This is a genomic window from Pseudomonas sp. AC070, assembly GCF_979258635.1.
The window spans coordinates 3,620,041-3,644,136 of record NZ_OZ409871.1 but is presented as its reverse complement, the minus strand read 5'-3'; the positions used below and the strand labels follow the sequence as shown (position 1 = coordinate 3,644,136).

General features: G+C 59.0%; 20 protein-coding genes and 2 rRNA genes. 15 read left to right on the top strand and 7 right to left on the bottom strand.

The features are described 5' to 3' along the window. Positions 1–112 precede the first annotated feature (112 nt). Both ACZZ0Q_RS16365 and rrf read left to right on the top strand, forming a co-directional pair. Positions 113–3,002: ribosomal RNA gene (locus tag ACZZ0Q_RS16365) — 23S ribosomal RNA — on the top strand. Positions 3,003–3,148: 146 nt separating this feature from the next. Beyond that, positions 3,149–3,264: ribosomal RNA gene (gene rrf, locus ACZZ0Q_RS16360) — 5S ribosomal RNA — on the top strand. 150 nt (positions 3,265–3,414) lie between these two features. Here the strand turns inward: rrf and ACZZ0Q_RS16355 are convergent. The 5 genes from ACZZ0Q_RS16355 to acnB all read right to left on the bottom strand — a co-directional run bounded on the left by ACZZ0Q_RS16355 (position 3,415) and on the right by acnB (position 9,084). Beyond that, positions 3,415–3,858, bottom strand: a complete 444-nt coding sequence (locus ACZZ0Q_RS16355; RefSeq protein WP_463541560.1) for a thioesterase family protein — start codon at positions 3,856–3,858, stop codon at positions 3,415–3,417. Between the two features lie 82 nt (positions 3,859–3,940). After that, entirely contained in the window at positions 3,941–4,630 is a 690-nt protein-coding gene (locus ACZZ0Q_RS16350; RefSeq protein WP_463541561.1) for a polysaccharide lyase family 7 protein, read from the bottom strand. A gap of 112 nt (positions 4,631–4,742) precedes the next feature. Then, on the bottom strand, positions 4,743–5,963 hold the full coding sequence (gene alaC / locus ACZZ0Q_RS16345) for an alanine transaminase (protein WP_463560763.1): 1,221 nt from the start codon (positions 5,961–5,963) through the stop codon (positions 4,743–4,745). 161 nt (positions 5,964–6,124) lie between these two features. Further along, entirely contained in the window at positions 6,125–6,334 is a 210-nt protein-coding gene (locus ACZZ0Q_RS16340) for a YgdI/YgdR family lipoprotein (RefSeq protein WP_463541562.1), read from the bottom strand. Between the two features lie 140 nt (positions 6,335–6,474). Next, positions 6,475–9,084, bottom strand: coding sequence for a bifunctional aconitate hydratase 2/2-methylisocitrate dehydratase (acnB, locus tag ACZZ0Q_RS16335; RefSeq protein WP_463542308.1), 2,610 nt, complete (start codon positions 9,082–9,084; stop codon positions 6,475–6,477). A 332-nt stretch (positions 9,085–9,416) separates the two neighbouring features. Here acnB and ACZZ0Q_RS16330 point away from each other — a divergent pair, with 332 nt between their 5' ends. Further along, positions 9,417–9,893 (top strand): DUF1289 domain-containing protein, encoded by a 477-nt coding sequence (locus tag ACZZ0Q_RS16330; RefSeq protein ID WP_122496635.1) that lies wholly within the window; start codon positions 9,417–9,419, stop codon positions 9,891–9,893. Between the two features lie 59 nt (positions 9,894–9,952). On the opposite strand, the gene ACZZ0Q_RS16325 is transcribed toward ACZZ0Q_RS16330, so the two are convergent. Next, positions 9,953–10,816, bottom strand: coding sequence for a universal stress protein (locus ACZZ0Q_RS16325; RefSeq protein ID WP_463541564.1), 864 nt, complete (start codon positions 10,814–10,816; stop codon positions 9,953–9,955). A 156-nt stretch (positions 10,817–10,972) separates the two neighbouring features. Here ACZZ0Q_RS16325 and ACZZ0Q_RS16320 point away from each other — a divergent pair, with 156 nt between their 5' ends. From ACZZ0Q_RS16320 to ACZZ0Q_RS16295, 6 genes are all read left to right on the top strand, one after another. Next, the gene (locus ACZZ0Q_RS16320) at positions 10,973–11,584 is read left to right on the top strand and encodes a MiaE family protein (protein WP_463541565.1); all 612 of its coding nucleotides are present in this window, start codon (positions 10,973–10,975) and stop codon (positions 11,582–11,584) included. Positions 11,585–11,752: 168 nt separating this feature from the next. After that, the gene (locus tag ACZZ0Q_RS16315; RefSeq protein WP_463560761.1) at positions 11,753–12,226 is read left to right on the top strand and encodes a MarR family winged helix-turn-helix transcriptional regulator; all 474 of its coding nucleotides are present in this window, start codon (positions 11,753–11,755) and stop codon (positions 12,224–12,226) included. After that, positions 12,223–13,689, top strand: a complete 1,467-nt coding sequence (locus ACZZ0Q_RS16310) for an efflux transporter outer membrane subunit (RefSeq protein WP_463560759.1) — start codon at positions 12,223–12,225, stop codon at positions 13,687–13,689. The genes ACZZ0Q_RS16315 and ACZZ0Q_RS16310 overlap by 4 nt, the downstream gene beginning before the upstream one ends. Before the next feature lie 5 nt (positions 13,690–13,694). Then, positions 13,695–14,882: an HlyD family secretion protein gene (locus tag ACZZ0Q_RS16305; RefSeq protein WP_463541567.1), complete on the top strand. Its 1,188-nt coding sequence runs from the start codon at positions 13,695–13,697 to the stop codon at positions 14,880–14,882. 31 nt (positions 14,883–14,913) lie between these two features. After that, complete coding sequence (locus tag ACZZ0Q_RS16300; protein ID WP_463541568.1) at positions 14,914–16,446, top strand: DHA2 family efflux MFS transporter permease subunit; 1,533 nt, start codon at positions 14,914–14,916, stop codon at positions 16,444–16,446. A gap of 131 nt (positions 16,447–16,577) precedes the next feature. Continuing rightward, entirely contained in the window at positions 16,578–17,153 is a 576-nt protein-coding gene (locus tag ACZZ0Q_RS16295) for a hypothetical protein (RefSeq protein WP_463541569.1), read from the top strand. 75 nt (positions 17,154–17,228) lie between these two features. On the opposite strand, the gene rapA is transcribed toward ACZZ0Q_RS16295, so the two are convergent. After that, positions 17,229–20,075: an RNA polymerase-associated protein RapA gene (rapA, locus tag ACZZ0Q_RS16290; protein ID WP_463560757.1), complete on the bottom strand. Its 2,847-nt coding sequence runs from the start codon at positions 20,073–20,075 to the stop codon at positions 17,229–17,231. A 257-nt stretch (positions 20,076–20,332) separates the two neighbouring features. Here rapA and ACZZ0Q_RS16285 point away from each other — a divergent pair, with 257 nt between their 5' ends. The 6 genes from ACZZ0Q_RS16285 (at position 20,333) to ACZZ0Q_RS16260 (ending at position 24,096) form a co-directional block, all read left to right on the top strand. Further along, a complete protein-coding gene (locus ACZZ0Q_RS16285) occupies positions 20,333–20,632 on the top strand; it encodes an aspartate-semialdehyde dehydrogenase (RefSeq protein ID WP_463541571.1) in 300 nt (99 codons plus the stop codon). Positions 20,633–20,677: 45 nt separating this feature from the next. Beyond that, the gene (locus ACZZ0Q_RS16280) at positions 20,678–21,280 is read left to right on the top strand and encodes an alpha-ketoglutarate-dependent dioxygenase AlkB family protein (protein WP_463541572.1); all 603 of its coding nucleotides are present in this window, start codon (positions 20,678–20,680) and stop codon (positions 21,278–21,280) included. Next, the gene (locus tag ACZZ0Q_RS16275; RefSeq protein ID WP_163016694.1) at positions 21,277–21,441 is read left to right on the top strand and encodes a hypothetical protein; all 165 of its coding nucleotides are present in this window, start codon (positions 21,277–21,279) and stop codon (positions 21,439–21,441) included. The genes ACZZ0Q_RS16280 and ACZZ0Q_RS16275 overlap by 4 nt, the downstream gene beginning before the upstream one ends. Positions 21,442–21,604: 163 nt before the next feature. Beyond that, the gene (ccoM, locus tag ACZZ0Q_RS16270) at positions 21,605–21,724 is read left to right on the top strand and encodes a cytochrome c oxidase subunit CcoM (protein ID WP_463541573.1); all 120 of its coding nucleotides are present in this window, start codon (positions 21,605–21,607) and stop codon (positions 21,722–21,724) included. A gap of 160 nt (positions 21,725–21,884) precedes the next feature. Then, positions 21,885–23,903 (top strand): FUSC family protein, encoded by a 2,019-nt coding sequence (locus ACZZ0Q_RS16265; protein ID WP_463541574.1) that lies wholly within the window; start codon positions 21,885–21,887, stop codon positions 23,901–23,903. After that, entirely contained in the window at positions 23,890–24,096 is a 207-nt protein-coding gene (locus ACZZ0Q_RS16260) for a DUF1656 domain-containing protein (RefSeq protein WP_463541575.1), read from the top strand. Before ACZZ0Q_RS16265 ends, ACZZ0Q_RS16260 begins: the two co-directional genes overlap by 14 nt.

The following is a 24,096-nucleotide window of genomic DNA, read 5'->3' as shown; positions in this document are numbered from 1 at the left end:
GTGTTTATTCAGGCTAAGGTAAAATTTGTGAGTTCTCTTGAGAGATCAAGAGTATTTCGAATTTTCGGCGAATGTCGTCTTCATAGTATAACCAGATTGCTTGGGGTTATATGGTCAAGTGAAGAAGCGCATACGGTGGATGCCTTGGCAGTCAGAGGCGATGAAAGACGTGGTAGCCTGCGAAAAGCTTCGGGGAGTCGGCAAACAGACTTTGATCCGGAGATGTCTGAATGGGGGAACCCACTTAACATAAGTTAAGTATCTTGCACTGAATACATAGGTGTAAGAAGCGAACCAGGGGAACTGAAACATCTAAGTACCCTGAGGAAAAGAAATCAACCGAGATTCCCTTAGTAGTGGCGAGCGAACGGGGACTAGCCCTTAAGTTGATTTGAGATTAGCGGAACGCTCTGGAAAGTGCGGCCATAGTGGGTGATAGCCCTGTACGCGAAAATCTCTTATCAATGAAATCGAGTAGGACGGAGCACGAGAAACTTTGTCTGAATATGGGGGGACCATCCTCCAAGGCTAAATACTACTGACTGACCGATAGTGAACTAGTACCGTGAGGGAAAGGCGAAAAGAACCCCGGAGAGGGGAGTGAAATAGATCCTGAAACCGTATGCGTACAAGCAGTGGGAGCCCACTTTGTTGGGTGACTGCGTACCTTTTGTATAATGGGTCAGCGACTTATATTCAGTGGCGAGCTTAACCGAATAGGGGAGGCGTAGCGAAAGCGAGTCTTAATAGGGCGTTTAGTCGCTGGGTATAGACCCGAAACCGGGCGATCTATCCATGGGCAGGTTGAAGGTTGGGTAACACTAACTGGAGGACCGAACCGACTACCGTTGAAAAGTTAGCGGATGACCTGTGGATCGGAGTGAAAGGCTAATCAAGCTCGGAGATAGCTGGTTCTCCTCGAAAGCTATTTAGGTAGCGCCTCGTGTATCACTGCTGGGGGTAGAGCACTGTTTCGGCTAGGGGGTCATCCCGACTTACCAAACCGATGCAAACTCCGAATACCAGCAAGTGCGAGCACGGGAGACACACGGCGGGTGCTAACGTCCGTCGTGAAAAGGGAAACAACCCAGACCGTCAGCTAAGGTCCCAAAGTCATGGTTAAGTGGGAAACGATGTGGGAAGGCTTAGACAGCTAGGAGGTTGGCTTAGAAGCAGCCACCCTTTAAAGAAAGCGTAATAGCTCACTAGTCGAGTCGGCCTGCGCGGAAGATGTAACGGGGCTCAAACCATGCACCGAAGCTACGGGTATCACTTAGGTGATGCGGTAGAGGAGCGTTCTGTAAGCCTGTGAAGGTGAGTTGAGAAGCTTGCTGGAGGTATCAGAAGTGCGAATGCTGACATGAGTAACGACAATGGGTGTGAAAAACACCCACGCCGAAAGACCAAGGTTTCCTGCGCAACGTTAATCGACGCAGGGTTAGTCGGTCCCTAAGGCGAGGCTGAAAAGCGTAGTCGATGGAAAACAGGTTAATATTCCTGTACTTCTAGTTATTGCGATGGGGGGACGGAGAAGGCTAGGCCAGCTTGGCGTTGGTTGTCCAAGTTTAAGGTTGTAGGCTGACTGCTTAGGTAAATCCGGGCGGTTAAGGCTGAGAACTGATGACGAGTGCTCATTAGAGCGCGAAGTGGTTGATGCCATGCTTCCAAGAAAAGCCTCTAAGCTTCAGATAACTAGGAACCGTACCCCAAACCGACACAGGTGGTTGGGTAGAGAATACCAAGGCGCTTGAGAGAACTCGGGTGAAGGAACTAGGCAAAATGGCACCGTAACTTCGGGAGAAGGTGCGCCGGTGAGGGTGAAGCATTTACTGCGTAAGCTCATGCCGGTCGAAGATACCAGGCCGCTGCGACTGTTTATTAAAAACACAGCACTCTGCAAACACGAAAGTGGACGTATAGGGTGTGACGCCTGCCCGGTGCCGGAAGGTTAATTGATGGGGTTAGCTAACGCGAAGCTCTTGATCGAAGCCCCGGTAAACGGCGGCCGTAACTATAACGGTCCTAAGGTAGCGAAATTCCTTGTCGGGTAAGTTCCGACCTGCACGAATGGCGTAACGATGGCGGCGCTGTCTCCACCCGAGACTCAGTGAAATTGAAATCGCTGTGAAGATGCAGTGTATCCGCGGCTAGACGGAAAGACCCCGTGAACCTTTACTATAGCTTTGCACTGGACTTTGAATTTGCTTGTGTAGGATAGGTGGGAGGCTTTGAAGCGTGGACGCCAGTTCGCGTGGAGCCAATCTTGAAATACCACCCTGGCAACTTTGAGGTTCTAACTCTGGTCCGTTATCCGGATCGAGGACAGTGTATGGTGGGTAGTTTGACTGGGGCGGTCTCCTCCTAAAGAGTAACGGAGGAGTACGAAGGTGCGCTCAGACCGGTCGGAAATCGGTCGTAGAGTATAAAGGCAAAAGCGCGCTTGACTGCGAGACAGACACGTCGAGCAGGTACGAAAGTAGGTCTTAGTGATCCGGTGGTTCTGTATGGAAGGGCCATCGCTCAACGGATAAAAGGTACTCCGGGGATAACAGGCTGATACCGCCCAAGAGTTCATATCGACGGCGGTGTTTGGCACCTCGATGTCGGCTCATCACATCCTGGGGCTGAAGCCGGTCCCAAGGGTATGGCTGTTCGCCATTTAAAGTGGTACGCGAGCTGGGTTTAGAACGTCGTGAGACAGTTCGGTCCCTATCTGCCGTGGACGTTTGAGATTTGAGAGGGGCTGCTCCTAGTACGAGAGGACCGGAGTGGACGAACCTCTGGTGTTCCGGTTGTCACGCCAGTGGCATCGCCGGGTAGCTATGTTCGGAATAGATAACCGCTGAAAGCATCTAAGCGGGAAACTAGCCTCAAGATGAGATCTCACTGGGATCTTGAATCCCCTAAAGGGCCGTCGAAGACTACGACGTTGATAGGTGGGGTGTGTAAGCGTTGTGAGGCGTTGAGCTAACCCATACTAATTGCCCGTGAGGCTTGACCATATAACACCCAAGCAATTTGCTTAAAAACGCAAATTGACGGTGTGAAGACGATACAAACCGAAAATTCGGCAAACACACAAATACCTGTAACACCCAATCACATACCCAATTTGGAGCTGCGCTAACGCGACGCTCCACCCGAATTGCTTGACGACCATAGAGCGTTGGAACCACCTGATCCCATCCCGAACTCAGTAGTGAAACGACGCATCGCCGATGGTAGTGTGGGGTCTCCCCATGTGAGAGTAGGTCATCGTCAAGCTTAAATTCCAAACCCCCTACTCGTGAAAACGGGTAGGGGGTTTGTTTTTGCGCGCAGAAAAGTTGGGCGAGTATTAGCTGCGTCTAATTAAAACTTCACCTGGACAGTTGTTCTGTTTCTAACGAGCAACTGGCCGGGCGAAGCTCAGACTTAGTCCAGCCAGTTAACTTTGCTGAACTTGCCCGAGAAGTCTTCAGGCATTGAGACGACTTTCGAAACGCTGTAATCAAAAAATACAAACCCTGACTTGGCCATCGCTATTAAGCTGCCATCGGCCGGTCGCGTGATACGGAACGTGATATCGCCGCCGTATTTGTTGAAGTCCATAACGCCCACTTCAAATAGCAGTTGGTCGCGAGCATGTGCTTCGGCTTTATAGGTTGTCGCGAGATCGGTAACAATTATTCCAAGTCCCGCGCCATTGGTTTCTTGAATGCCGAAGTCAAACAGGAACCGCGCTCGCGCCTCGGAAATCATCGAGATCATCGAGTCGTTACCCAGATGGTTTCCCGCATTGATATCGGTGACACGCACGGTCAGGTGCGTGCTGTAGTAAAACTGGTCTTCAGGAAATACGAGTTGCAGACGGGCCATTTCAGTCTCTATAGCGTTTTCGAAAGTAGAGCCATTTTACGGCTCCATCTCCGGCAATAGCAGCCCATCCGCGACACGGCGACTACTGATGGACGCTGTTAAGCCAATAAAACGTTACCCGACCCCCTTCATTCTGCGGTCCGTAGTTGTCCTGAATGTAAGCGCCGGCTTTAAAGTAAAAGCGCTGGTTGCCCCAATAGCCACTCAGTTGGCGGTAATACGAGCCGGCATCGCCATCTTTGCTCTGGACGCGTATGCCGAGCTTTCCTGATGGCGTCAGACGCAGGTTATAGCTAAACCGCTCATTGAGTTGCACGTTCTCGGCAAGAAGGATGTTCTCCACTGCGCGATCGCCGGGGCGCTTGCGCAGCAGCGCTTCAAGCCGACCAACGCCTCTCAAGTAGTGATACTGCAGTTTAAGCAGCGGATCATTCTGGCTGCCCGGCTGATCGTCGCTGTGAATCTGCCCAATGACGATTTTGCCTTTGCTAGGCACTTGGTTAACCGTCAGAACAGCACTGAGATAGTTATCCGCCGTTTGGTACGGCCAATAGCTGAGCGTCCCGTCTGTTTGGGTTTCGCGCAGTTCAGCGCGCGGGTAGTGGGCGTCTTCGGTGGTGGCGCCGGAAACCGGAACCCAGAAGGTGACGCTGCCATCGGAGTGGCGGCGAAAATACTGGCTTTGGTAACCGTTGTTGAGGCGGGCGGTGTCGATGGCTGTTGCAGATTCGGTGGCGGGTACGGCGAGGTTCCAGGTGGTCAGATCAATCATTAACTGTCCTTAACGCAAGGGAGGAAAGCCCCCCTTGGGTTACCCGGTTCAGGACAAGTTCAGCGCGGCAGGATGAGCGGCTACGGTTATTCGACGGTAGCCGCTATGGACTCTACGAGTCGGCCTTCGCTTTGGCGAGCAGCCCATCAGCACGGAACATCGCTTTGATACCCCGCACAGCTTGGCGGATGCGGTCCTGGTTCTCGATCAGGGCGAAGCGCACGTGATCGTCACCGTAATCTCCAAAACCCAGCCCAGGCGACACACACACCTTGGCCTCAGCCAACAGCTTTTTCGCAAACTCCAGCGAGCCGAGTTTGGCGTAGGGCTCTGGAATTTTTGCCCACACGTACATGGACGCCTTAGGGTTATCCACCATCCAGCCCGCCTCATGAAGGCCGCGCACCAATACATCGCGACGCTGCTGATAATTGGCGGTTATTTCGTGCACGCATGTCTGATCGCCCTCCAGCGCAGCGATCGCCGCCACCTGCAGGGGCGTGAACGTGCCGTAGTCGTGGTAGCTCTTGATGCGGGCTAGCGCGTTCACCAATTCAGGATTTCCGACCATAAAGCCAATGCGCCAACCGGCCATGTTGTAGCTTTTGGACAGGGTGAAAAACTCCACGGCGATATCCTTAGCGCCGGGCACTTGCATGATCGATGGCACTTTCCAGCCGTCATAGACGATGTCGGCGTAGGCCAGGTCGTGAACCACCAGCACGTTGTACTGCTTGGCCAGCGCGATGATGCGTTCGAAGAAGTCCAGCTCCACGCACTGCGCGGTAGGGTTCGAGGGGAAGCCGATGATCAGCATTTTTGGTTTCGGAATACTTTCCCGAATGGCGCGCTCTACTTCGGCGAAGAAATCAACGCCAGGCACCAGCGGTACCGAGCGCACCTGAGCGCCAGCGATGACCGCACCGTAAATATGGATCGGATAACTTGGGTTAGGCACCAACACCGTATCGCCCTGGTCCAGCGTGGCCAGCATCAAGTGCGCCAAACCCTCTTTGGAACCAATGGTGACGATGGCTTCGTTTTCCGGGTCGATGTCGACCTGGTAGCGGTCCTTGTACCAGCGCGAAATTGCCCGGCGCAGGCGCGGAATGCCGCGGGAAGTCGAGTAGCCGTGGGTGTCTTCACGCTGGGCAACCTGTACGAGCTTTTCCACGATATGGGGCGGGGTGGCGCCATCCGGGTTGCCCATGCTCAGGTCGATGATGTCTTCGCCGCGGCGACGGGCCGCCATCTTCAGCTCAGCTGTGATGTTGAAAACATAAGGGGGGAGACGATCAATGCGCGCGAAACGGCGCGAAGCTTGTTCAGCCATGTGTTCCTCGAAGACGTAAGCGCCCGGAACCGTCCGAGCGACGTTGGCCAGTGCGCTGGCCAGTCGCGAAGATAAGTGGCGCCGTTACGCTTGTCGAGAGGGTGTCGGAAATTTCAACTGTCTGTACTGGCGCAACAGTCTTCGCTCGCCTCGCTGCACGATCAGCGTTCGAGCATCTGCTTCACCGATGACTGCGGAATCTGTTGCTTGCGTCCTTCGCTGTCTTCGAACTCCAGCATGCCGGTGTCTTCGTCCAGGTCCGGTTTGCCGTGGCTAGTAAGCATCTGGCCGTCGGTGGTAGTGATGATGTATTCGCTTGAGCAGCCCGCGAGGCTAAGCAGGCAAAACGCGGCGAAAATCCAATGCTTCATGGTGAACTCCCCGGTCAGTAGATAAGGGCACGCTACAAGGCCGCGCCACGGGTTTTACCCTAGCAGCAGTCGAGCGCTGCGCCAGCGCAGGCATAAAAAAGCCCCGCACTAGGCAGGGCTCTTTTTGAAGCGGCGTCTCGTTACGCTTGAACAACCGGAATCTGAGCGTTTGCCGCGGCGTCGCGGAATTCCGCGATCTGGTCGAAGCTCAGGTAGCGGTAAACGTCGGCAGCCATGCTGTCGATGCTTGCGGCGTATTCCATGTACTCAGCAACGGTTGGCAGCTTGCCGAGGATGGACGCCACAGCGGCCAGTTCAGCGGATGCCAGGTAGACGTTGGCGCCATCGCCCAGACGGTTCGGGAAGTTACGGGTCGAGGTCGACACAACGGTCGAGTTCGCCGCAACGCGTGCCTGGTTACCCATGCACAGCGAGCAACCCGGCATTTCCATACGCGCGCCAGCCTTGCCGTAGATGCCGTAGTAGCCTTCTTCGGTGAGCTGATGAGCGTCCATCTTGGTCGGCGGCGACAGCCACAGACGAGTAGGAATCGAACCTTTGACCTTGTCGAGCAACTTGCCGGCAGCGCGGAAGTGGCCAATGTTGGTCATGCACGAACCGATGAACACTTCGTCGATCTTCTCGCCCTGAACGGTCGAGAGCAGACGGGCGTCGTCCGGGTCGTTCGGCGCGCAGAGCACAGGCTCTTTGATATCGGCCAAGTCGATTTCAATAATTTCGGCGTACTCGGCATCGGCGTCGGCAGACAGCAAATCCGGTTTGGCCAGCCAGGCTTCCATCGCTTGAGCGCGACGTTCCATGGTGCGGGCATCGCCGTAGCCTTCGCTGATCATCCAGCGCAGCAGGGTAATGTTCGACTTCAGGTACTCAGCAATAGCTTTTTCCGGCAGCTTGATGGTGCAACCAGCAGCGGAGCGCTCGGCCGAGGCGTCGGACAGCTCGAAAGCCTGTTCAACGGTCAGCTCGTCCAGACCTTCGATTTCCAGGATGCGGCCGGAGAAGGCGTTGATCTTGCCCTTCTTCTCGACGGTCAGCAGACCTTTCTGGATGCCGTAGTAAGGAATCGCGTGTACCAAGTCACGCAGGGTGATGCCTGGTTGCAGCTTGCCTTTGAAACGAACCAATACCGACTCTGGCATGTCCAGCGGCATTACGCCGGTGGCTGCGGCGAAGGCGACCAGACCGGAACCGGCCGGGAACGAAATGCCGATCGGGAAACGGGTGTGCGAGTCACCACCGGTGCCGACGGTGTCCGGCAGCAGCATGCGGTTCAGCCAGCTGTGGATAATGCCGTCGCCAGGACGCAGCGACACGCCGCCACGGGTGCGGATGAAATCCGGCAGGGTGTGGTGGGTGGTGACGTCGATGGGTTTCGGGTAAGCAGCGGTGTGGCAGAAAGACTGCATTACCAGGTCGGCCGAGAAGCCCAGGCAGGCCAGATCTTTCAGTTCGTCACGGGTCATTGGACCGGTGGTGTCCTGAGAGCCGACGGTAGTCATTTTCGGTTCGCAGTAGGTGCCAGGACGGATGCCCTTGCCAACTGGCAGACCGCACGCCTTGCCGACCATTTTCTGCGCCAGGGTGTAACCCTTGCCGGTGTCGACCGGGGCTTCTGGCAGCTTGAACAGATCGGTTGGGCCCAGGCCCAGCTCGGCGCGTGCTTTCTCGGTCAGGCCACGGCCGACGATCAGCGGAATACGGCCTCCCGCGCGTACTTCATCCAGCAGAACCGGCGTTTTCAGTTCAAATGTGGTGAGGACTTCATCGGTACCGTGCTTGCACACTTTGCCAGCGTGCGGGTACAGGTCGATGACGTCGCCCATGTTCATGTTCGATACGTCGAACTCGATAGGCAGTGCGCCGGCGTCTTCCATGGTGTTGTAGAAGATCGGAGCGATTTTCGAGCCGAAGCAGAAGCCACCGGCACGTTTGTTCGGTACGTACGGGATGTCGTCGCCAAAGAACCACAGCACCGAGTTGGTGGCGGATTTACGCGAAGAACCGGTACCCACTACGTCACCGACGTAGGCAATTGGGAAGCCTTCGCCGCGCATGGTTTCGATCTGCTTCATCGGGCCGATGGCGCCTTGAACGTCCGGCACGATGCCGTCGCGAGCCATTTTCAGCATGGCCAGGGCGTGCAACGGGATGTCTGGACGGGACCAGGCATCAGGAGCAGGCGACAGGTCGTCGGTGTTGGTTTCGCCGGTTACCTTGAACACGCGCAGGCTGATTTTGTCAGCCAGGGTCGGACGCTTCTGGAACCACTCGCCGTCAGCCCACGATTGCAGCACGCCTTTAGCGTGAGCGTTGCCGTTCTTGGCTTTTTCGGCCACGTCGTGGAACGCATCGAACATCAGCAGGGTGTGCTTGAGTTGCTCGGCAGCGGTAGGGGCGAGCTCGGCGTTATCGAGCAGCTCAACCATGGTGGCGATGTTGTAGCCGCCTTGCATGGTGCCGAGCAGTTCAACGGCGCGTTGTTTGCTGATCAGCGGAGAGTTGGCTTCGCCTTTGGCGACAGCGGAGAGGAAACCGGCCTTCACGTAGGCAGCTTCGTCTACGCCTGGTGGTACGCGGTTGGTGATCAGGTCAACGAGGAATTCTTCCTCGCCTGCAGGCGGGTTTTTCAGCAGATCAACCAGGCCGGCAGTTTGTTCGGCGTTTAGCGGCTGGGGCACGATACCCTGAGCTGCACGCTCTGCAACGTGTTTGCGATAGGCTTCAAGCACAGTTATTACCCTCATCAGTGGTCCCATAGGGTTGTCCGGGACGCATCCAGAAGCTGCTTTCAAAGTTTTACGCCTGCAGGACGTTTAGATGAGGGCTGGCTGGACTACCGGCGAATCGTGGTAACCCAGCCAACTGCGTTCCTGCGGGATTAACTGTGCTCGTGACGCTTTGAAAACAGCTTCTAACGGACATCACGCCTAAGAATGGCCCGGCGATTCTACTGGAAAAGCGCAGTAAAGGTAAGACAAACCCCTACAACCTCCGGGGTGACCCCCTCTAGACAAAGGGCTAAGATGCCGGCCTGTTCCTGCCTCTCTGTCACCGTCTGCCTATGTCCAATCACCGCATAAAAACGCCCTGCGTCGGCCTGTGTTCCACCGTGTATGGGGATCTGGTCTGTCGTGGCTGTAAGCGTTTTCACCACGAGGTGGTGAATTGGAACCTGTATACCGACGAAGAAAAGCGCGCCGTGTGGTTACGCCTTGAAATTCTTCTGGTTCAGGTGATGGCCGCCAAGGTCGACGTGTTTGACGCCGCGCGCTTGCGTCAACAGCTCGAACAACGGCAGATCCGGTTTGTGCCGGAGCAGTCGGAATACTGCTGGGCTTACCAGCTCATCGCCCGCGGCGCGAGGGTGATTAACCAGTTGGAGGCTTACGGCATGGTGCTGCTGCCAGAGTTTCGCAACTGGTCGCTGCCTGAATTGCGCGACGCCATCGACCGCGAATTCTTCCTGCTGTCCGAAGCCCACTACGACCGCTACATCGCCCCGCGCTTCTTGCGCGAAGGCGTCGAAAGCCGCGTGTAAAGGCGTAAAAAAACCGCCTTGAGCAGGCGGTTTATGAGGGGGCGCGATAACAACGACGATTAACGTTGCGCCACCAGCTCCTCCAAGTGCGCGATCACCGTGTCCGGTTTGAGTACCAGTACATCGCTTTCCAGCTGATCCAGCACCACCTCGGCTGTGTTGCCAATCAGTGCGCCGGAAAAGCCGGTGCGTGCCACCGTGCCCATTACCGTCACCACGGCGCCGAGCTTTTTCGCCGTGAACGGAATCATCACATCGGCCGGTCCTTCCATGATGTGCAACTGCTCGTCGCCGAAGCCGAATTCCTCTTGGAAGGTTTTGCACCGCTCGCGGTAGCGGGCTTCGATGGTCTCTGTCAGTTGGAATACCGGGTCGGCCGACGCCAGCATTGGCGAGGGGTGAGCGTTGATGACATGCAGCATACCTTTGGCCAATCCGGCAATTTCGTAGGCGTGGTTAATGATGCTGGCGTGCAGCGCTCTGTGTTCGCCGTCGGAATTGCCGACATCGACTGCGGCCAGAATTACGCCTTCCGACCATGGCCGTTCGGTTTTCACCATCAGCACGGGGCAGGGCGAGTAGCGCAGCAGCTTCCAGTCTTCCGGCGTGAGAATGGCTTTCTTCAGCGGGCTGTCTGGGCGATGGTCTTTGATGATCAAGCCGCAGCCTTCGGCTTGCTGAACGTGAATGACGGTTTGGTGCAGGTTTTCATGCCAGGTTTGCTGGCTCGAGATGCTGTAGCCCTCTTGGCGCAAGCCGTTGCTCAGAACCTCGAGCAAACCGGAATGGTCGTGCTTCTTGTCGCATACCAACAGGTGCAGATGCGACTGGGTAACGCCGGCAATCAGCTTCGCGCGTGTCAGCGCGTGGCCTTCGGGATGGTCGGGTTCGATAATCACCAGAATGCTGCGAACGGCTTGCATGGTCGTGTCCTCACTGTCTGTCGGCATGGGCGTGCGGCGGCACTATAGGTTTAGCTCAGCGCTGCGCTGGATGATGCAGATCAACCCTTTCCCACGCGCTTTACAGCAAACGCCGCCGTATAATCCGCCGCCTGCCCCATAGCCCAGCCGTGATTTATGCCTGTTCTTCCTGAAATCGACGCCTTCCTGCTTTGCCCTACGCCCGCCAGTTGGGTGGAAGCGGCAATGAACAACCTCGATATCCTGTTGATCGACCACGCCAACAACGAAAAGAAGGCCGCCGGCTCGGCGTTTCAGTTCATGTTCCAGTACAGCAACAAGCTGGATCTGCAAAACAAGATGTCCCGCCTGGCCCGTGAGGAACTGCGTCATTTCGAGCAGGTGCTGGGCTTGATGAAAAAGCGCGGTATGCCGTGGTTCAACGTCGGCTCGGCGCGTTACGCCGGGGCCCTGCGCAAGTTGATCCGCAACCACGAACCCTATCGCCTGACAGACTCGCTGCTGGTGGGCGCCATCGTAGAGGCCCGCTCCTGCGAGCGTTTCGCCGCCCTGGCGCCGCACTTGGACGAGGAGTTAGGCAAGTTCTACAGCAGCTTGCTCAAGTCCGAAGCGCGACATTTTCAGGACTACCTCAAGCTCGCCTACCAGTACGGCGACGAAGCGGACATTCAAGGCAAAATCGTCGAGATCGCCGAGAAGGAACGCGAGCTGATCGAAAGCCCGGATCCTGACTTCCGCTTCCACAGCGGCGTTCCTGCCGCCGCATAACCGCCACCTTTTCCCCTCTGTAACGGCGAAGCCGCCCGAAAACGATCGGGCGGTTCGATGTTTCCTATCAGGTAATTCCGATAGTGGCCTAAGTATTTTCGTTGACTTTAACTGCCTAGGCAGTAAATTGGATGCCATTACCTGCCTAGGCAGCTATCGGTGATTCCAATGACCCATTACACCCCCGAAACTTTCGAATACGTGCGCATCGGCATGCTTGTGGGGCGCGCTGCGTTGCTCAAAGACCGCATTCTCGACAGTTACCTCGTGCCTCACGGCGTGACGGCCGCGCAGTTCAAAGTGCTGATGATCGTCTTGCAGGGCTACGACACCCCCGCTGAGTTGTGCCGCCACTTGTCCCTGGACAGCGGCTCGATGACACGGATGCTTGACCGCCTTGAGCAGAAAAACCTGATCAGCCGCACCCGCAGCGAAAGCGACCGTCGCCAGGTGCGCCTGTCGCTGACCGATGAAGGCCGTGCCCTCAATGCGCTGCTGCCGACCATTGGCGCCGCTGCCATGAACGACTTCACTGCCGCGCTGACGGCTGCCGAACTCGAAACGCTCGAAGGGCTGCTGAAAAAGATGCTGCTGGCAGCGGGCGACTCGATCGTGATTGAACGCTTCGGGGGTGACGCATGAACCGCTCCCTGAAAACCGGCTTCAGCCTGACGTTCGCCACCCTGCTGTTGGCCGGCTGCGCTAACTATCGCGGCCTTAGCACCGAAGGCGAAAGCCTGGACGCGCAGAGCTTGAAAGCGGGGCAGAGTCTACGAGGCATCACCCTCTCCCCGGCGGCCTGGCCGCAGCGCGATTGGTGGACGAGTCTTGGCGACAGCGAACTCGATGCGCTGATCAACGAGGCGCTGCGCGACAGCCCCGACATGCAAATCGCCAGCGCCCGCGCTCACCAAGCCAGCGCCGCCGCGTTGGGCGCAGATGCCGCGCGCATGCCTAACGTGAACGCCCAGGCCAGCGTCAGCCGTTCACGCCTGGCTCGCGACCAAGACCCGCTTGGGCAGGGCGGCGCCTACAGCACCTTGCGCAGCGCCCAGCTCGGCTTCGACTACAGCTTTGACCTGTGGGGCGGCGAGCGCGCCGCGTGGGAGTCGGCATTGGGCCAGGCCCGCGCTGCTGAAGTGGATCGCCAGGCCGCGTCGCTGACGCTCGCCGCCAACGTCGCCCGCGCCTACAGCGACTTGGGGCAGGCCTATATCGTTCGCGACCTTGCCCAGGAAGACGTGAAGCGCACGCAGGAGATGCTCGACCTCGGCCAGCGCCGCTTGCAGTCGGGTATCGACAGCGAATACCAATACCAGCAAACCGAAAGCCTGGCTGCCAGCTCCCAAGAGCAGCTGATCGACGCTGAAAAACGCCTGCAAAGCGCACGCGTAGCCATGGCCGTTTTGTTGGGTAAAGGGCCGGATCGGGGCAACGAGATCGCCCGTCCGGCGGTATTGCAGCCCAGCGCGGTGGCGTTGCCGTCATCGCTGCCTGCCGAGTTGCTGGGACGGCGCCCCGACCTGGTCGCCGCGCGCTGGCGGGTTGAAGCGGCGAGCAAAAACATTGAGGCCGGCAAGGCGCAGTTCTACCCGAATCTGAACCTCACCGCGGCTGCTGGAACCCAATCGTTGCTGGGCGATTCCCTGTTTGGCGCACCGAGTCGGTTTTTCAATATTGCCCCTGCCGTGTCCCTGCCGATTTTCGACGGCGGCCGTCTGCGCGCGGATCTGGACGGACGCGACGCCGACTACGATCTGGCCGTGGCGCAATACAACAAAAGCCTGATCGCCGCACTCAACGACGTCAGCGACACCATCAATCAGCTTCAGGCCATTGCCCGGCAGATCGTTGCGCAGCAGCGCGCCACCGATGTGTCGCAGCAGTCGTATGACACGGCGGTGCAACGCTTCGGCTCGGGCATCGGCAATTACCTCGATGTTTTGACCATCGAGCAGCAATTGCTCCAGTCGCAACGCCAGCTCGCCAGCCTGAATGCCGAGCAAATCGATTTGTCGATCCAACTGATGCAGGCCCTCGGCGGCGGTTACCAAGGCGAGCACCTCGCCGCGAGCAACGCCCCTCAGTCTGAACAAACAAGGTAATTGCCATGGCTACTCCTACCGCAACTTCGGAACAAACCAACGCCAATCCAGGCAAACGCAAAGCCCTGCTGTTGGGTTTGCTGGTCGTGGTTCTGGCGGCCTGCGCCGGCACGTGGGCCTGGTATCACTTGTACGGCCGTTTCAGCGTCGACACCGACGATGCCTACGTAAACGGCAACGTGGTATCCGTTACGCCGCTGGCCACCGGCACCGTGATTAGCATCGGTGCTGACGATGGCGACCTGGTGCAACAAGGCCAGGTGCTGGTCAAGTTCGACCCTAACGACGCCGAAGTCGCCCTGCAAAGTGCCGAAGCCAACCTGGCCCGCACCGTGCGCCAAGTGCGCGGTTTGTACAGCAATGTCGATGGCTTGAAAGCCCAGGTAGTGGCGCAAAAGGCAGCAGTGCAAAAGGCGCAGGAAAACTACAACCGCCGCAAAACCCTGGCGGCGAGCGGGGCGATTTCCCAGGAAGAACTGTCCCACGCCCGCGATGACCTGACCGCCGCACAAGGCTCCCTGAGCGATGCCCAGCAGCGCCTGAACACCAGCAGCGCGTTGGTCGATGACACCAGTGTGGCCTCGCACCCTGATGTTCAGGCCGCCGCCGCGCAGTTGCGCCAGGCGTTCCTGGAAAACGGGCGCACCACGCTGATCGCGCCGGTCACCGGTTATGTGGCCAAACGCACCGTGCAGCTGGGCCAGCGCGTGCAGCCGGGCACCGCGTTGATGGCTGTGATTCCCCTCGACCAGTTGTGGATCGACGCCAACTTCAAAGAGACCCAATTGGCTGAGATGCGCATCGGCCAGGCCGTGCACATCACCTCCGACCTTTACGGCGACGACGTCACCTTCAGCGGCACCATCGACAGCCTGGGCGCCGGCACGGGCAGCGCGTTCGCCTTGCTGCCGGCGCAAAACGCCACCGGCAACTGGATCAAAATCGTGCAGCGCGTGCCGGTTCGTGTGGTGCTCAACCCCGAGCAGCTGCGTGAGCATCCGTTGCGTATTGGCTTGTCGACGCAAGTGGATGTTGACCTGCACGATCAAAGCGGCCCGGTATTGGCGCAAAAAGCGCGGCAGCAGCCGGCCTTTGAAACCGACGTGTACCAGCAGCAGCTGTCGCAAGCCGACGCGTTGATTCAGCAGCTGATTCAAGAGAACAGCGCCGTGGCCAAAACCGCTCAGCGTTAATCGCCAGGCGTTGCGCCCGTCAGGAAAAGCCATGGACACCAAAGCGTCATTCACACCGCCCAGCTTGCTGCTCGCCACTATTGGCCTGTCGCTCGCCACCTTTATGCAGGTGCTCGACACCACCATCGCCAACGTGGCTTTGCCCACCATCTCGGGCAACCTAGGCGTCAGTGCGGAGCAGGGCACCTGGGTGATCACCTCGTTTGCGGTGAGCAATGCAATCGCGCTGCCGCTCACCGGCTGGCTGAGCCGGCGTTTTGGCGAGGTGAAGTTGTTTTTGTGGGCCACGCTGCTGTTCGTGCTGGCCTCGTTTCTATGCGGTATCTCCCGCTCGATGCCTGAGCTGGTGGGTTTTCGCGTGCTGCAAGGCATCGTCGCCGGGCCGCTTTACCCGATGGCGCAGACGCTGCTGATCGCCATCTACCCGCCGTCTAAACGCGGCATGGCCATCGCCTTGCTAGCCATGGTCACGGTGGTGGCGCCGATTGCCGGGCCGATTCTGGGCGGCACCATTACCGACAGCTACAGCTGGCCGTGGATTTTCTTTATAAACGTGCCGATTGGTCTGTTCGCCGCGTTCGTGGTGCGTCAGCAACTGGTTGCGCGGCCGGTGGTCACCAGCCGCCAGCCCATGGACTACGTGGGCTTGATGGCGTTGATCGTGGGCGTCGGCGCCCTGCAAATCGTGCTCGACAAAGGCAACGACGCCGACTGGTTTGAATCGACCTTCATCATTGTCGGCACGGCGATTTCGGTGGTGGCCCTGGCCTTCTTCGTCATCTGGGAAATGACCGACGCCCACCCGGTGGTCAACCTGCGTTTGTTCGCCTACCGCAACTTTCGCTACGGCACGCTGGTGTTGGTGCTGGGCTATGCCGCGTTCTTCGGCATCAACCTGATCTTGCCGCAGTGGCTACAAACCCGGCTCGGCTACACCGCGACGTGGGCCGGATTTGCCGCCGCGCCGTTGGGGATATTGCCGGTGTTGCTGTCGCCCTTCATCGGCAAATACGGACCGCGATTCGACATGCGCTTGCTGGCCGGCCTGGCATTTTTGGCCATGGGCTTGAGCTGCTTTATGCGCGCCGGCTTTAACACCGAGGTGGACTTTCAGCACATCGCCCTGGTGCAGTTATTCATGGGCATCGGTGTGGCGCTGTTCTTTATGCCGACGTTGACGATTTTGCTGTCGGACCTGCCGCCGAATCAGATCGCCGATGGCTCCGGTTTAGCCACCTTTCTGCGTACCTTGGGCGGCAGCTTCGCGGCGTCGCTCACCACCTGGATCTGGATCCGCCGCGCCGATCAGCACCACGCCTACATGACCGAAAGCATCAGCGTGTACGACCCCGCCACGCGTGAGGCCTTGCACAACCTCGGCGGCGCCAGTGCCCAGAGTTATGCGCAACTGGATCAGATGGTCACAAGCCAGGCGTACATGCTCTCGACCATCGACTACTTCACCTTGCTGGGCTGGATGTTCATGGGCCTGATCGTGATTGTCTGGCTGGCCAAGCCGCCGTTCACTGCCAAAGCCGGGCCAGAAGCCAGCGCCGGGCATTGACGGTATATGGAGCGTAGGAGCGGTGGAAACGCTCCCGCTTGCCACTGTCATCATTCATACATCAAAAATTAATTCCTCCGTCACGGAACTCGGGCAGTTTGCAAGCCTGCGTTTACCTCAGAGGAGTTGCCATGTTGTTTATCCAGTCGCGTTACATCAAACCCGTCGCCATTGCCTTGCTGGCCGCTGCCGTCAGCGCCTGCGCAAGCACGGCGCAGACGCCTGCCAAGCCTGCCGGCAAAGCGCCGGACGTAGCGCTGAACAACACCGATTGGTATCAGGTGCGTACCCAGAGCGAAGTCTATGTATTCGACGACTACGCGGTGTTCAGCCAGTTCTTGCAAACCGGCCAGGCTCCGGTGCTCAAGCCGTTGGACAAGAAAGACAACTTCGGCCGCTCGGTCATTCTTGGCCTGAAAGCTGAAGACCAGAACCTGGCGCTCAAAGACGTGGCCGCTGCGCGTTTTCTCGACGTAAGCCTGGTGCCTGGCAACCCGTTCTACGGTGAAATTCGCAAGGACGGCATCATCTACGTGTTCGCCCGTTACGGCGACATGATGGACATGTACAAAACTGGCGAGCCAACCTTCAGCTACACCGAAATCGGTGGCGGCCCTAAAGGTGAGCGCGTGGTTTACGGACTGATGAAAGAAGAAAGAAAGCCTGAGAAACAAATCGCTTTGTTCCACCAGAAATACCCGAAGTAAGCGACGCGTTTAGCCAGTAAGCGGCGTAAACAAAAACGGCAGCCCGAGGGCTGCCGTTTTTTTTGGACGCAGTAATTAGCCGGCGACCAGCACGCGAATGGCTTCCAGGCGCAGGGCCGCTTTGTCGAGCATGGCCAAGCCTTGCTCGCACTGGCTACGCAAGGTTTCCAGCTCGCTGTCACGCACGTTGGGGTTCACCGCTTTCAAGGCGGTGAGGCGCGCCAGTTCTTCGTGGGTGTCGGCGGCCAGACGGCGCTTGGCTTCTTCAACGCGCTCAACGTGGCGTGGACTGATTTTGCCTTCGGCCGAGTTGAGTTGCAGATTGAGGCTGTCGCGCTGCGCCTGCACAAACTTGTTGGCGCTGGCCCGTGGCACGGCTTCGAGCTGGTCGTTGAGTTTTTCGAACGACACCTTCGCGGCCAGGTCGTTGCCACTGGCGTCGAGCAGGCAGCGCAGAGCGGCCGGTGGCAGGTAACGCCCAAGTTGCAGCACGCGCGGCGCCACGACTTCGCTCACATAGAGCAATTCGAGCAACACGGTGCCGGGCTTGAGCGCTTTGTTTTTGATCAGCGCGACGGCGGTGTTGCCCATCGAGCCGCTGCGCACTAGGTCCATGCCGCCTTGCACCATCGGGTGTTCCCAAGTGAGGAACTGCATGTCTTCGCGGGACAACGCCTGGTTGCGGTCGTAGGTGATGGTCACGCCTTCGTCGTCGCCCAGGGGGAAGCTGGCGTCGAGCATTTTCTCGCTCGGGCGCAGTACCAAGGCGTTCTCGGAGTGGTCTTCGCTCTCGATGCCAAAGGCGTCGAACAGCTCTTCCATATAAATGGGCAGGGCGAATTCGTCGTCTTGTTCGTGAATCGCTTCAACCAGTGCTTGGCCTTCGCCGGAGCCGCTGGAGTTGAGTTCCAGCAGGCGGTCACGGCCGCTGTGCAGCTCGCTTTCAAGGCGAATGCGCTCGGCTTTGGCTTCGTCGACCAACACCTGCCAGTCGCCGTCGTCAGCGTTTTCCAGCATCGGCAGCAGGCGCGGCCCGAATTGATGTTGCAGGGCGTTGCCGGTGGGGCAGGTGGCCTGGAAGGCGTTCAGCGCCTGGTGGTACCACTGGAACAGACGCTCTTGCGGCGTGTTTTCCAGATACGGCACGTGCAGTTGAATGGTGTGCTTCTGGCCGATGCGGTCGAGGCGGCCGATGCGCTGCTCGAGCAGGTCCGGGTGCGCTGGCAGGTCGAACAGTACCAAGTGGTGGGAGAACTGGAAGTTGCGGCCTTCACTGCCGATTTCCGAACAGATCAGCACCTGAGCGCCGAATTCTTCATCGGCGAAATAAGCCGCTGCCCGGTCGCGTTCCAGAATATTCATTCCTTCATGGAACACCGTGGCCGGAATGCCCGAGCGCACGCGCAGGGCGTCTTCGAGGTCCATGGCGGTTTCGGCGTGGGCGCAAATCACCAGCACCTTCACGCGCTTGAGCATTTTCAAGGTGTCGATCAGCCAGTCGACGCGCGGGTCGAATTTCCACCAGCGCTCTTCCTCGCTCGCCTCAGGCTGGGCCTGGAAGCTGACTTCTGGATACAGGTCGGCGTGTTCGCCCACCGGCAACTCCAGATACAGATCCGGGCACGGCAGCGGATACGGATGCAGTTCGCGCTCCGGGAAGCCCTGCACGGCGGCGCGGGTGTTGCGAAACAGCAAGCGGCCAGTGCCATGGCGGTCGAGCAGTTCGCGCACCAGGCGGGCGGAGGCTTCGATATCGCCATCGGTGACTGCCGCGAGCAACGCTTCGCCTTCGGCACCTAGGAAGTCGTGGATGGTTTTGTGCGCAGCGGCGGACAGGCGCCCTTGGTCGAGCAGCTCCTGCACCGCTTCGGCAATGGGCTTGTAATTGGCGCTTTCGGCGCGGAAGGCTTCCAGGTCGTGGAAGCGCGCCGGGTCGAGCAGGCGCAGGCGGGCGAAGTGGCTGTCCTGGCCGAGCTGTTCGGGCGTGGCGGTGAGCAGCAGTACGCCGGGAATCACTTCGGCCAATTGTTCAACGAGCCGGTACTGCGGGCTCGCTTGTTCCGGGTGCCAAACCAGGTGGTGCGCCTCGTCGACCACGAGCAAATCCCAGCCGGCGGCGAACAGGGCGTCTTGCGCTTTGTCGTCTTCGCACAGCCATTCCAGAGCGACCAGCGCCAACTGGCAATCTTCGAACGGGTTGCTGGCGTCGCTTTCAATAAAGCGCTCGGCGTCGAACAGCGCGACGTCGAGGTTGAAGCGGCGGCGCATTTCCACCAGCCACTGATGCTGAAGGTTTTCCGGCACCAGAATCAGCACGCGGTTGGCGCGGCCAGACAACAGCTGGCGGTGAATAACCAGGCCGGCTTCGATGGTTTTGCCCAGTCCCACTTCGTCGGCCAGCAATACGCGCGGGGCGATGCGGTCGGCCACTTCACGGGCGATATGCAACTGATGCGCGATGGGTTGTGCGCGCACGCCACCCAGGCCCCAGAGCGACGATTGCAGCTGGCGGCTGGTGTGTTCGAGCGTGTGGTAGCGCAGGGCGAACCAGGCGAGGGGGTCGATTTGGCCAGCAAACAGGCGGTCGCTGGCCAGACGGAATTGGATGAAGTTCGAGAGCTGCGTTTCCGGCAGCGTCACCGACTGATTCTGCGCATTGAGGCCGTGATAGACGAGTAGGCCGTCGACGTCGTCGACCTCCTGAACCGTGAGCTTCCAGCCTTCGAAATGGGTGATTTCATCGCCAGGCGAAAAGCGTACGCGGGTCAGCGGCGCGTTACGGGTGGCGTATTGGCGGGTTTCACCAGTGGCCGGGTAGAGCATGGTGAGCATGCGGCCGTCCTGCATCAGGACCGTGCCCAAGCCCAACTCCGCTTCGCTGTCACTAATCCAGCGTTGCCCCGGTTCATACTGCTGCGCCATGCCTGTCTCCCGCGGTGAAAAAGCCGGCTATGGTAACGGAACCCGGCGGCTCTGGCCAAAGACGATCAACATCAACTGCTTACTGGCGCTTTGAACATCAGGCGCGGTACAGCGTCAAAAAGAGCATAAAGGCATATCCATATGCTTAAAGTGTAGCGATACTCCGCTAAAGTCGTCGATTTGATGGCCGAAACCCCTGGTAAAGGCCCCGATTTTTTTGCGCCTAAACCGTCGGTCATTCAGAGGATAGCTAAACAATGCTGCCCCCGATTCCCCATAGCCTCGCTCCAGTTACCACCCAGCAGGACCCGGTCAAGCCGGTTCCCGTGGTGCCGGCTGTGGTGCCTACAGAAAGTAGCGCGGAAGAAAGCCCGGTGGCGCTGGATAAACGCCACCCGCAAGACGCCGAGGAGTTGCTGTGGGAAGAGCAGCGCCGGCGCCGTCAGCGTCGCGGCTACAGCGCCGCCGAGCTGGCCGAAGGCGAGGTGGCCGAGGAAGACCAAGACCTGATCGAACAATTGCCGCGTCAGGGTCTGTGGGTGGATGTGGAAGTGTAGCGGCGCGCCCGCTGCGCTCGCTCACCAACTGTTGCAGGACTGGTTTTGGACCTTTTTGATACCGCGCCGATTGCCCTCGCCAACGCCGATTTGCGCTACACGCCCCAGTGGATCGATACAGCCACGGCCGACCGCTGGCTTGCCGAGCTATTAGCGACAACGCCGTGGGAGCAGCCGAGCGTGTTTATTCACGGTCAGCATTTTCCCGTGCCGCGCTTGCTCGCTTGGTATGGTGACAGCGATGCCTGTTACCGCTATTCCGGCATGACCCACGAGCCTTTGCCGTGGACGTCGCTTCTCGCCGACATTCGCCAGCGCGTGCAAACGGAAGTGGGCGAGCGCTTTAACGGGCTGCTGATCAATCACTACCGCGACGGACAGGATTCGATGGGTTGGCACAGCGACAACGAAGCGGTGCTGGGGCTCAATCCGACCGTGGTGTCGCTCAACCTCGGCGGCGCGCGACGCTTTGATCTGCGCCGCGTCGGCAGCAGTCGTATCGAGCATTCGTTGATGCTTGAACACGGTTCGCTACTGGTCATGGCGGGGCAGACGCAGCATTATTGGCAGCATCAGGTCGCCAAAACGCGCAAACCCTGCGCGCCGCGCCTTAACCTCACTTTTCGCCTTATTCGGTCCCAGCCATGAGCACTGACAGCAAGCTGATCGACTTCACCGCCGAGCGCGACAAACGCATCCATGACCTCAACGACAAGCGCTTGAACGAAGTGCGCCAGGCGTTCGAACAGGCGCTGCCGCTGACCCAGGCGAAAAAGAAAAAGCCCAAGAACAAACCGAAAAAGCCCTGATTGCCGCCCCCGCGTTGCTGTCGTCTGACGGCAACCACCGATTTTTCCCAGCACGCCACGTTATTTGCCGTTGACCCAGATCAAGTTCGCTTCCGAATCGACTCCCTATGCTGTGTCCATTCTTTGCAGACCTATGTTCAAACGAACATACCTGGAGGCTTCCATGTTTTTCGACGTAGCAGTATTCGCAGGTCTGGCCACAGTGGCGCTGATGTTCGCGTTTTTTGGTGGGATTTGTTGGTTCATCCGCAGTGACATCCGCAAGCACAAAGCACAGCAGTAAGCGGTCACTACGGTTTCACGGGCACGCAAGGCAATTTGGGCAACTTAGGTTGCCCTTTTTTTTGCCTGCGATTTGGCCGCCCTGAAAACCCGCTCGCACCATTCCCGTTTTCCACCAGTCCCAGCTATGTTGAACCGTATCTCTTAAAAGGTTTCGCCTAGTGCGCGCTCAATTGCAGGCCTTTATTGCGCCTGAAATCCCTGCGGTTAAATTTGCGATCAAAACGCTTCTGGGCGCCGGCCTGGCGTTGTGGTGCGCGATGCGTTTTGGTTTGGAGCAGCCGCAGTGGGCCTTGATGACGGCAGTGATCGTTGCGCAGCCGCTGTCGGGCATGGTGGTGCAGAAGGGGTTGGCGCGGTTGTGCGGCACGTTGGTGGGCACGGTGATGTCGGTGGTGGTAATGGCGCTTTTTGCGCAAACGCCGTGGCTGTTTCTGCTGGTGCTGGCAACGTGGTTGGGCATCTGCACCGCAGCATCTACCTTGCTGCGCAGCGCCTGGGCGTATGCGTTTGTGCTGGCCGGCTACACGGTGGTGATCATCGCCTTGCCAGCCATTGGTAATCCGCTGAATGTGTTTGACCAAGCCGTGGCGCGCTGTACGGAAATCTCGCTGGGTATTGTCTGTGCCACGGTACTTAGCGCGTTGCTGTGGCCGCAGCGAGTCGAGCAGCTGTTAGCCAAGCAGGCGCGCGATGCCTGGCTCGCGGGCTTGCAGGCTTCAGGCGCGGCGCTCAGCGGCGAGCGTCAGGAGCGCCAGGGTTTACTCGGCGCGTTGGGGCGTATCGTTGCGGTAGACGCTCAGCGCGAGCACGCCTGGTTCGAGGGCAGTCGCGGGCGCCAGCGGGCGGTAGCCTTGCGTGTGCTCAGCCGTGACTTGCTCACCCAACTGCGCCTTGCGCGCGGCGTGGCGCGGCAATGGCGGCAGCTGTCGCCAGCAGAAACCGAGCAGCTACGGCCGCTGTTAGATGAGGTGCAAGCGGCGCTGGCCGATCCGCAAATACCGCAACTGCTTGAGTTGCGCGAACGCCTGATTGCCGCTGCGGACGACGCCTCGCTGTCCACCGTTCAGCAATATTCCGTCGGCCGCCTGGCCTTGCTGGTGCGCCAGGTGCTGGCCGCGCATCAGGCGCTGGAAGCGGTTGAGCAGGGCGTAGCGCCGGATGACGCCCCGCGCGCGCTGTCTTGGCACCGCGATATTCAAATGGCGTCGTTGTATGGCTTTCGCAGCGGCCTAGCGTTTTTGCTCATCGCCGCTTTCTGGCTGGCCACCGGCTGGACCTCTGCCGCCGGTGGTCTGACCATGACCGCTGTGCTCTGCAGCCTGTTCGCTAACCGCGAAAACGCCACCCAAATCGGCCTCGGCTTTCTGCGCGGCGTGATCTATTCGTTGCCCGTCGCCTTCGTTGTTGGCCAACTGCTCCTGCCGGAATTAAGCGGTTTCCCGCTGCTGTGCCTGGTCATGGGCGTGCCGCTGTTTTTCGCCTTGCTGGGCATGACCAAGCCCGCGATTGCGGGCACGTGCACCTCGTTTGCGCTGCAATTCATCGTGCTGTGCGGGCCACAGAATCTGATGCGCTTTGACGTGTCGTCGTTCCTCAATCAGGGCGTGGCCATCGTGCTGGGCGTGGGCTTTGCTGTGCAGATTTTCCGCGTGATTGACCTGCGCCATCCGGCCTGGCATGCGCAGCGGCTGTTGCGCGCCATGTTGGTGGACCTCAGCCGTTTGCCGCAGCGCCCGTTGGCCGGGGCCGAGAACTGGTTTGGCGGGCGCATGGCCGACCGTCTGTTGCAGTTGGCGCGGCATTACCCAGTGCTGCCGGCGCAGTCGCGCAGCCGTTGGGATGATGGAATCAGCGGCTTGGATTTAGGCGATGAGCTGCTACACCTGCGTCGCTGCCTGGAAGTGGCCGCCGCGCCGGAGCTGCGCAAGGCCGAGCGGCGGTTTATGCGCGCCCTGGAACCGGTGCTGCTTGAGGGGCCCGAAGCCCATTCGGTAACGGCGCTGGACGAACCGGCCGCCGAGCTGCAAGCGGCGCTGCGTGCGCCAGGCGCCAGCATCGACCGGCGCCTGGCGCAGGCGGCGTTATTGCAACTGCAATACAGCTGGCGCGTGTGGTGTGAACAGTCGGAACTGAACCCTTATACGCCGCCACAGGAGCGTGAACATGGGCTTGCGTGAATGGGCGTTGGGCGGCGTATTGGTCAGCCCTTTTTTGTTGTATGCGCTGCTGGCGCTGCTGTGCACCGGGCTGTTGCGCTTTGGCTTGCAGCGTATTGGCGCGGCACGTTGGATTTGGCATGAGGCGTTGTTCGACACCGCCTTGTTTGTATGCGTACTGGCGGCCGTGGTTGCCGCAACCGGGCGCTGGTGA

Coding starts and splice junctions, on each gene's coding strand:
- ACZZ0Q_RS16355 (WP_463541560.1), bottom strand. CDS start 3,858: ATGGCCCGTCTGCAACTCGTATTTCCTGAAGACCAGTTTTACTACAGC.
- ACZZ0Q_RS16350 (WP_463541561.1), bottom strand. CDS start 4,630: ATGATTGATCTGACCACCTGGAACCTCGCCGTACCCGCCACCGAATCT.
- alaC (WP_463560763.1), bottom strand. CDS start 5,963: ATGGCTGAACAAGCTTCGCGCCGTTTCGCGCGCATTGATCGTCTCCCC.
- ACZZ0Q_RS16340 (WP_463541562.1), bottom strand. CDS start 6,334: ATGAAGCATTGGATTTTCGCCGCGTTTTGCCTGCTTAGCCTCGCGGGC.
- ACZZ0Q_RS16330 (WP_122496635.1), top strand. CDS start 9,417: ATGTCCAATCACCGCATAAAAACGCCCTGCGTCGGCCTGTGTTCCACC.
- ACZZ0Q_RS16325 (WP_463541564.1), bottom strand. CDS start 10,816: ATGCAAGCCGTTCGCAGCATTCTGGTGATTATCGAACCCGACCATCCC.
- ACZZ0Q_RS16320 (WP_463541565.1), top strand. CDS start 10,973: ATGCCTGTTCTTCCTGAAATCGACGCCTTCCTGCTTTGCCCTACGCCC.
- ACZZ0Q_RS16315 (WP_463560761.1), top strand. CDS start 11,753: ATGACCCATTACACCCCCGAAACTTTCGAATACGTGCGCATCGGCATG.
- ACZZ0Q_RS16310 (WP_463560759.1), top strand. CDS start 12,223: ATGAACCGCTCCCTGAAAACCGGCTTCAGCCTGACGTTCGCCACCCTG.
- ACZZ0Q_RS16305 (WP_463541567.1), top strand. CDS start 13,695: ATGGCTACTCCTACCGCAACTTCGGAACAAACCAACGCCAATCCAGGC.
- ACZZ0Q_RS16300 (WP_463541568.1), top strand. CDS start 14,914: ATGGACACCAAAGCGTCATTCACACCGCCCAGCTTGCTGCTCGCCACT.
- ACZZ0Q_RS16295 (WP_463541569.1), top strand. CDS start 16,578: ATGTTGTTTATCCAGTCGCGTTACATCAAACCCGTCGCCATTGCCTTG.
- rapA (WP_463560757.1), bottom strand. CDS start 20,075: ATGGCGCAGCAGTATGAACCGGGGCAACGCTGGATTAGTGACAGCGAA.
- ACZZ0Q_RS16285 (WP_463541571.1), top strand. CDS start 20,333: ATGCTGCCCCCGATTCCCCATAGCCTCGCTCCAGTTACCACCCAGCAG.
- ACZZ0Q_RS16275 (WP_163016694.1), top strand. CDS start 21,277: ATGAGCACTGACAGCAAGCTGATCGACTTCACCGCCGAGCGCGACAAA.
- ccoM (WP_463541573.1), top strand. CDS start 21,605: ATGTTTTTCGACGTAGCAGTATTCGCAGGTCTGGCCACAGTGGCGCTG.
- ACZZ0Q_RS16260 (WP_463541575.1), top strand. CDS start 23,890: ATGGGCTTGCGTGAATGGGCGTTGGGCGGCGTATTGGTCAGCCCTTTT.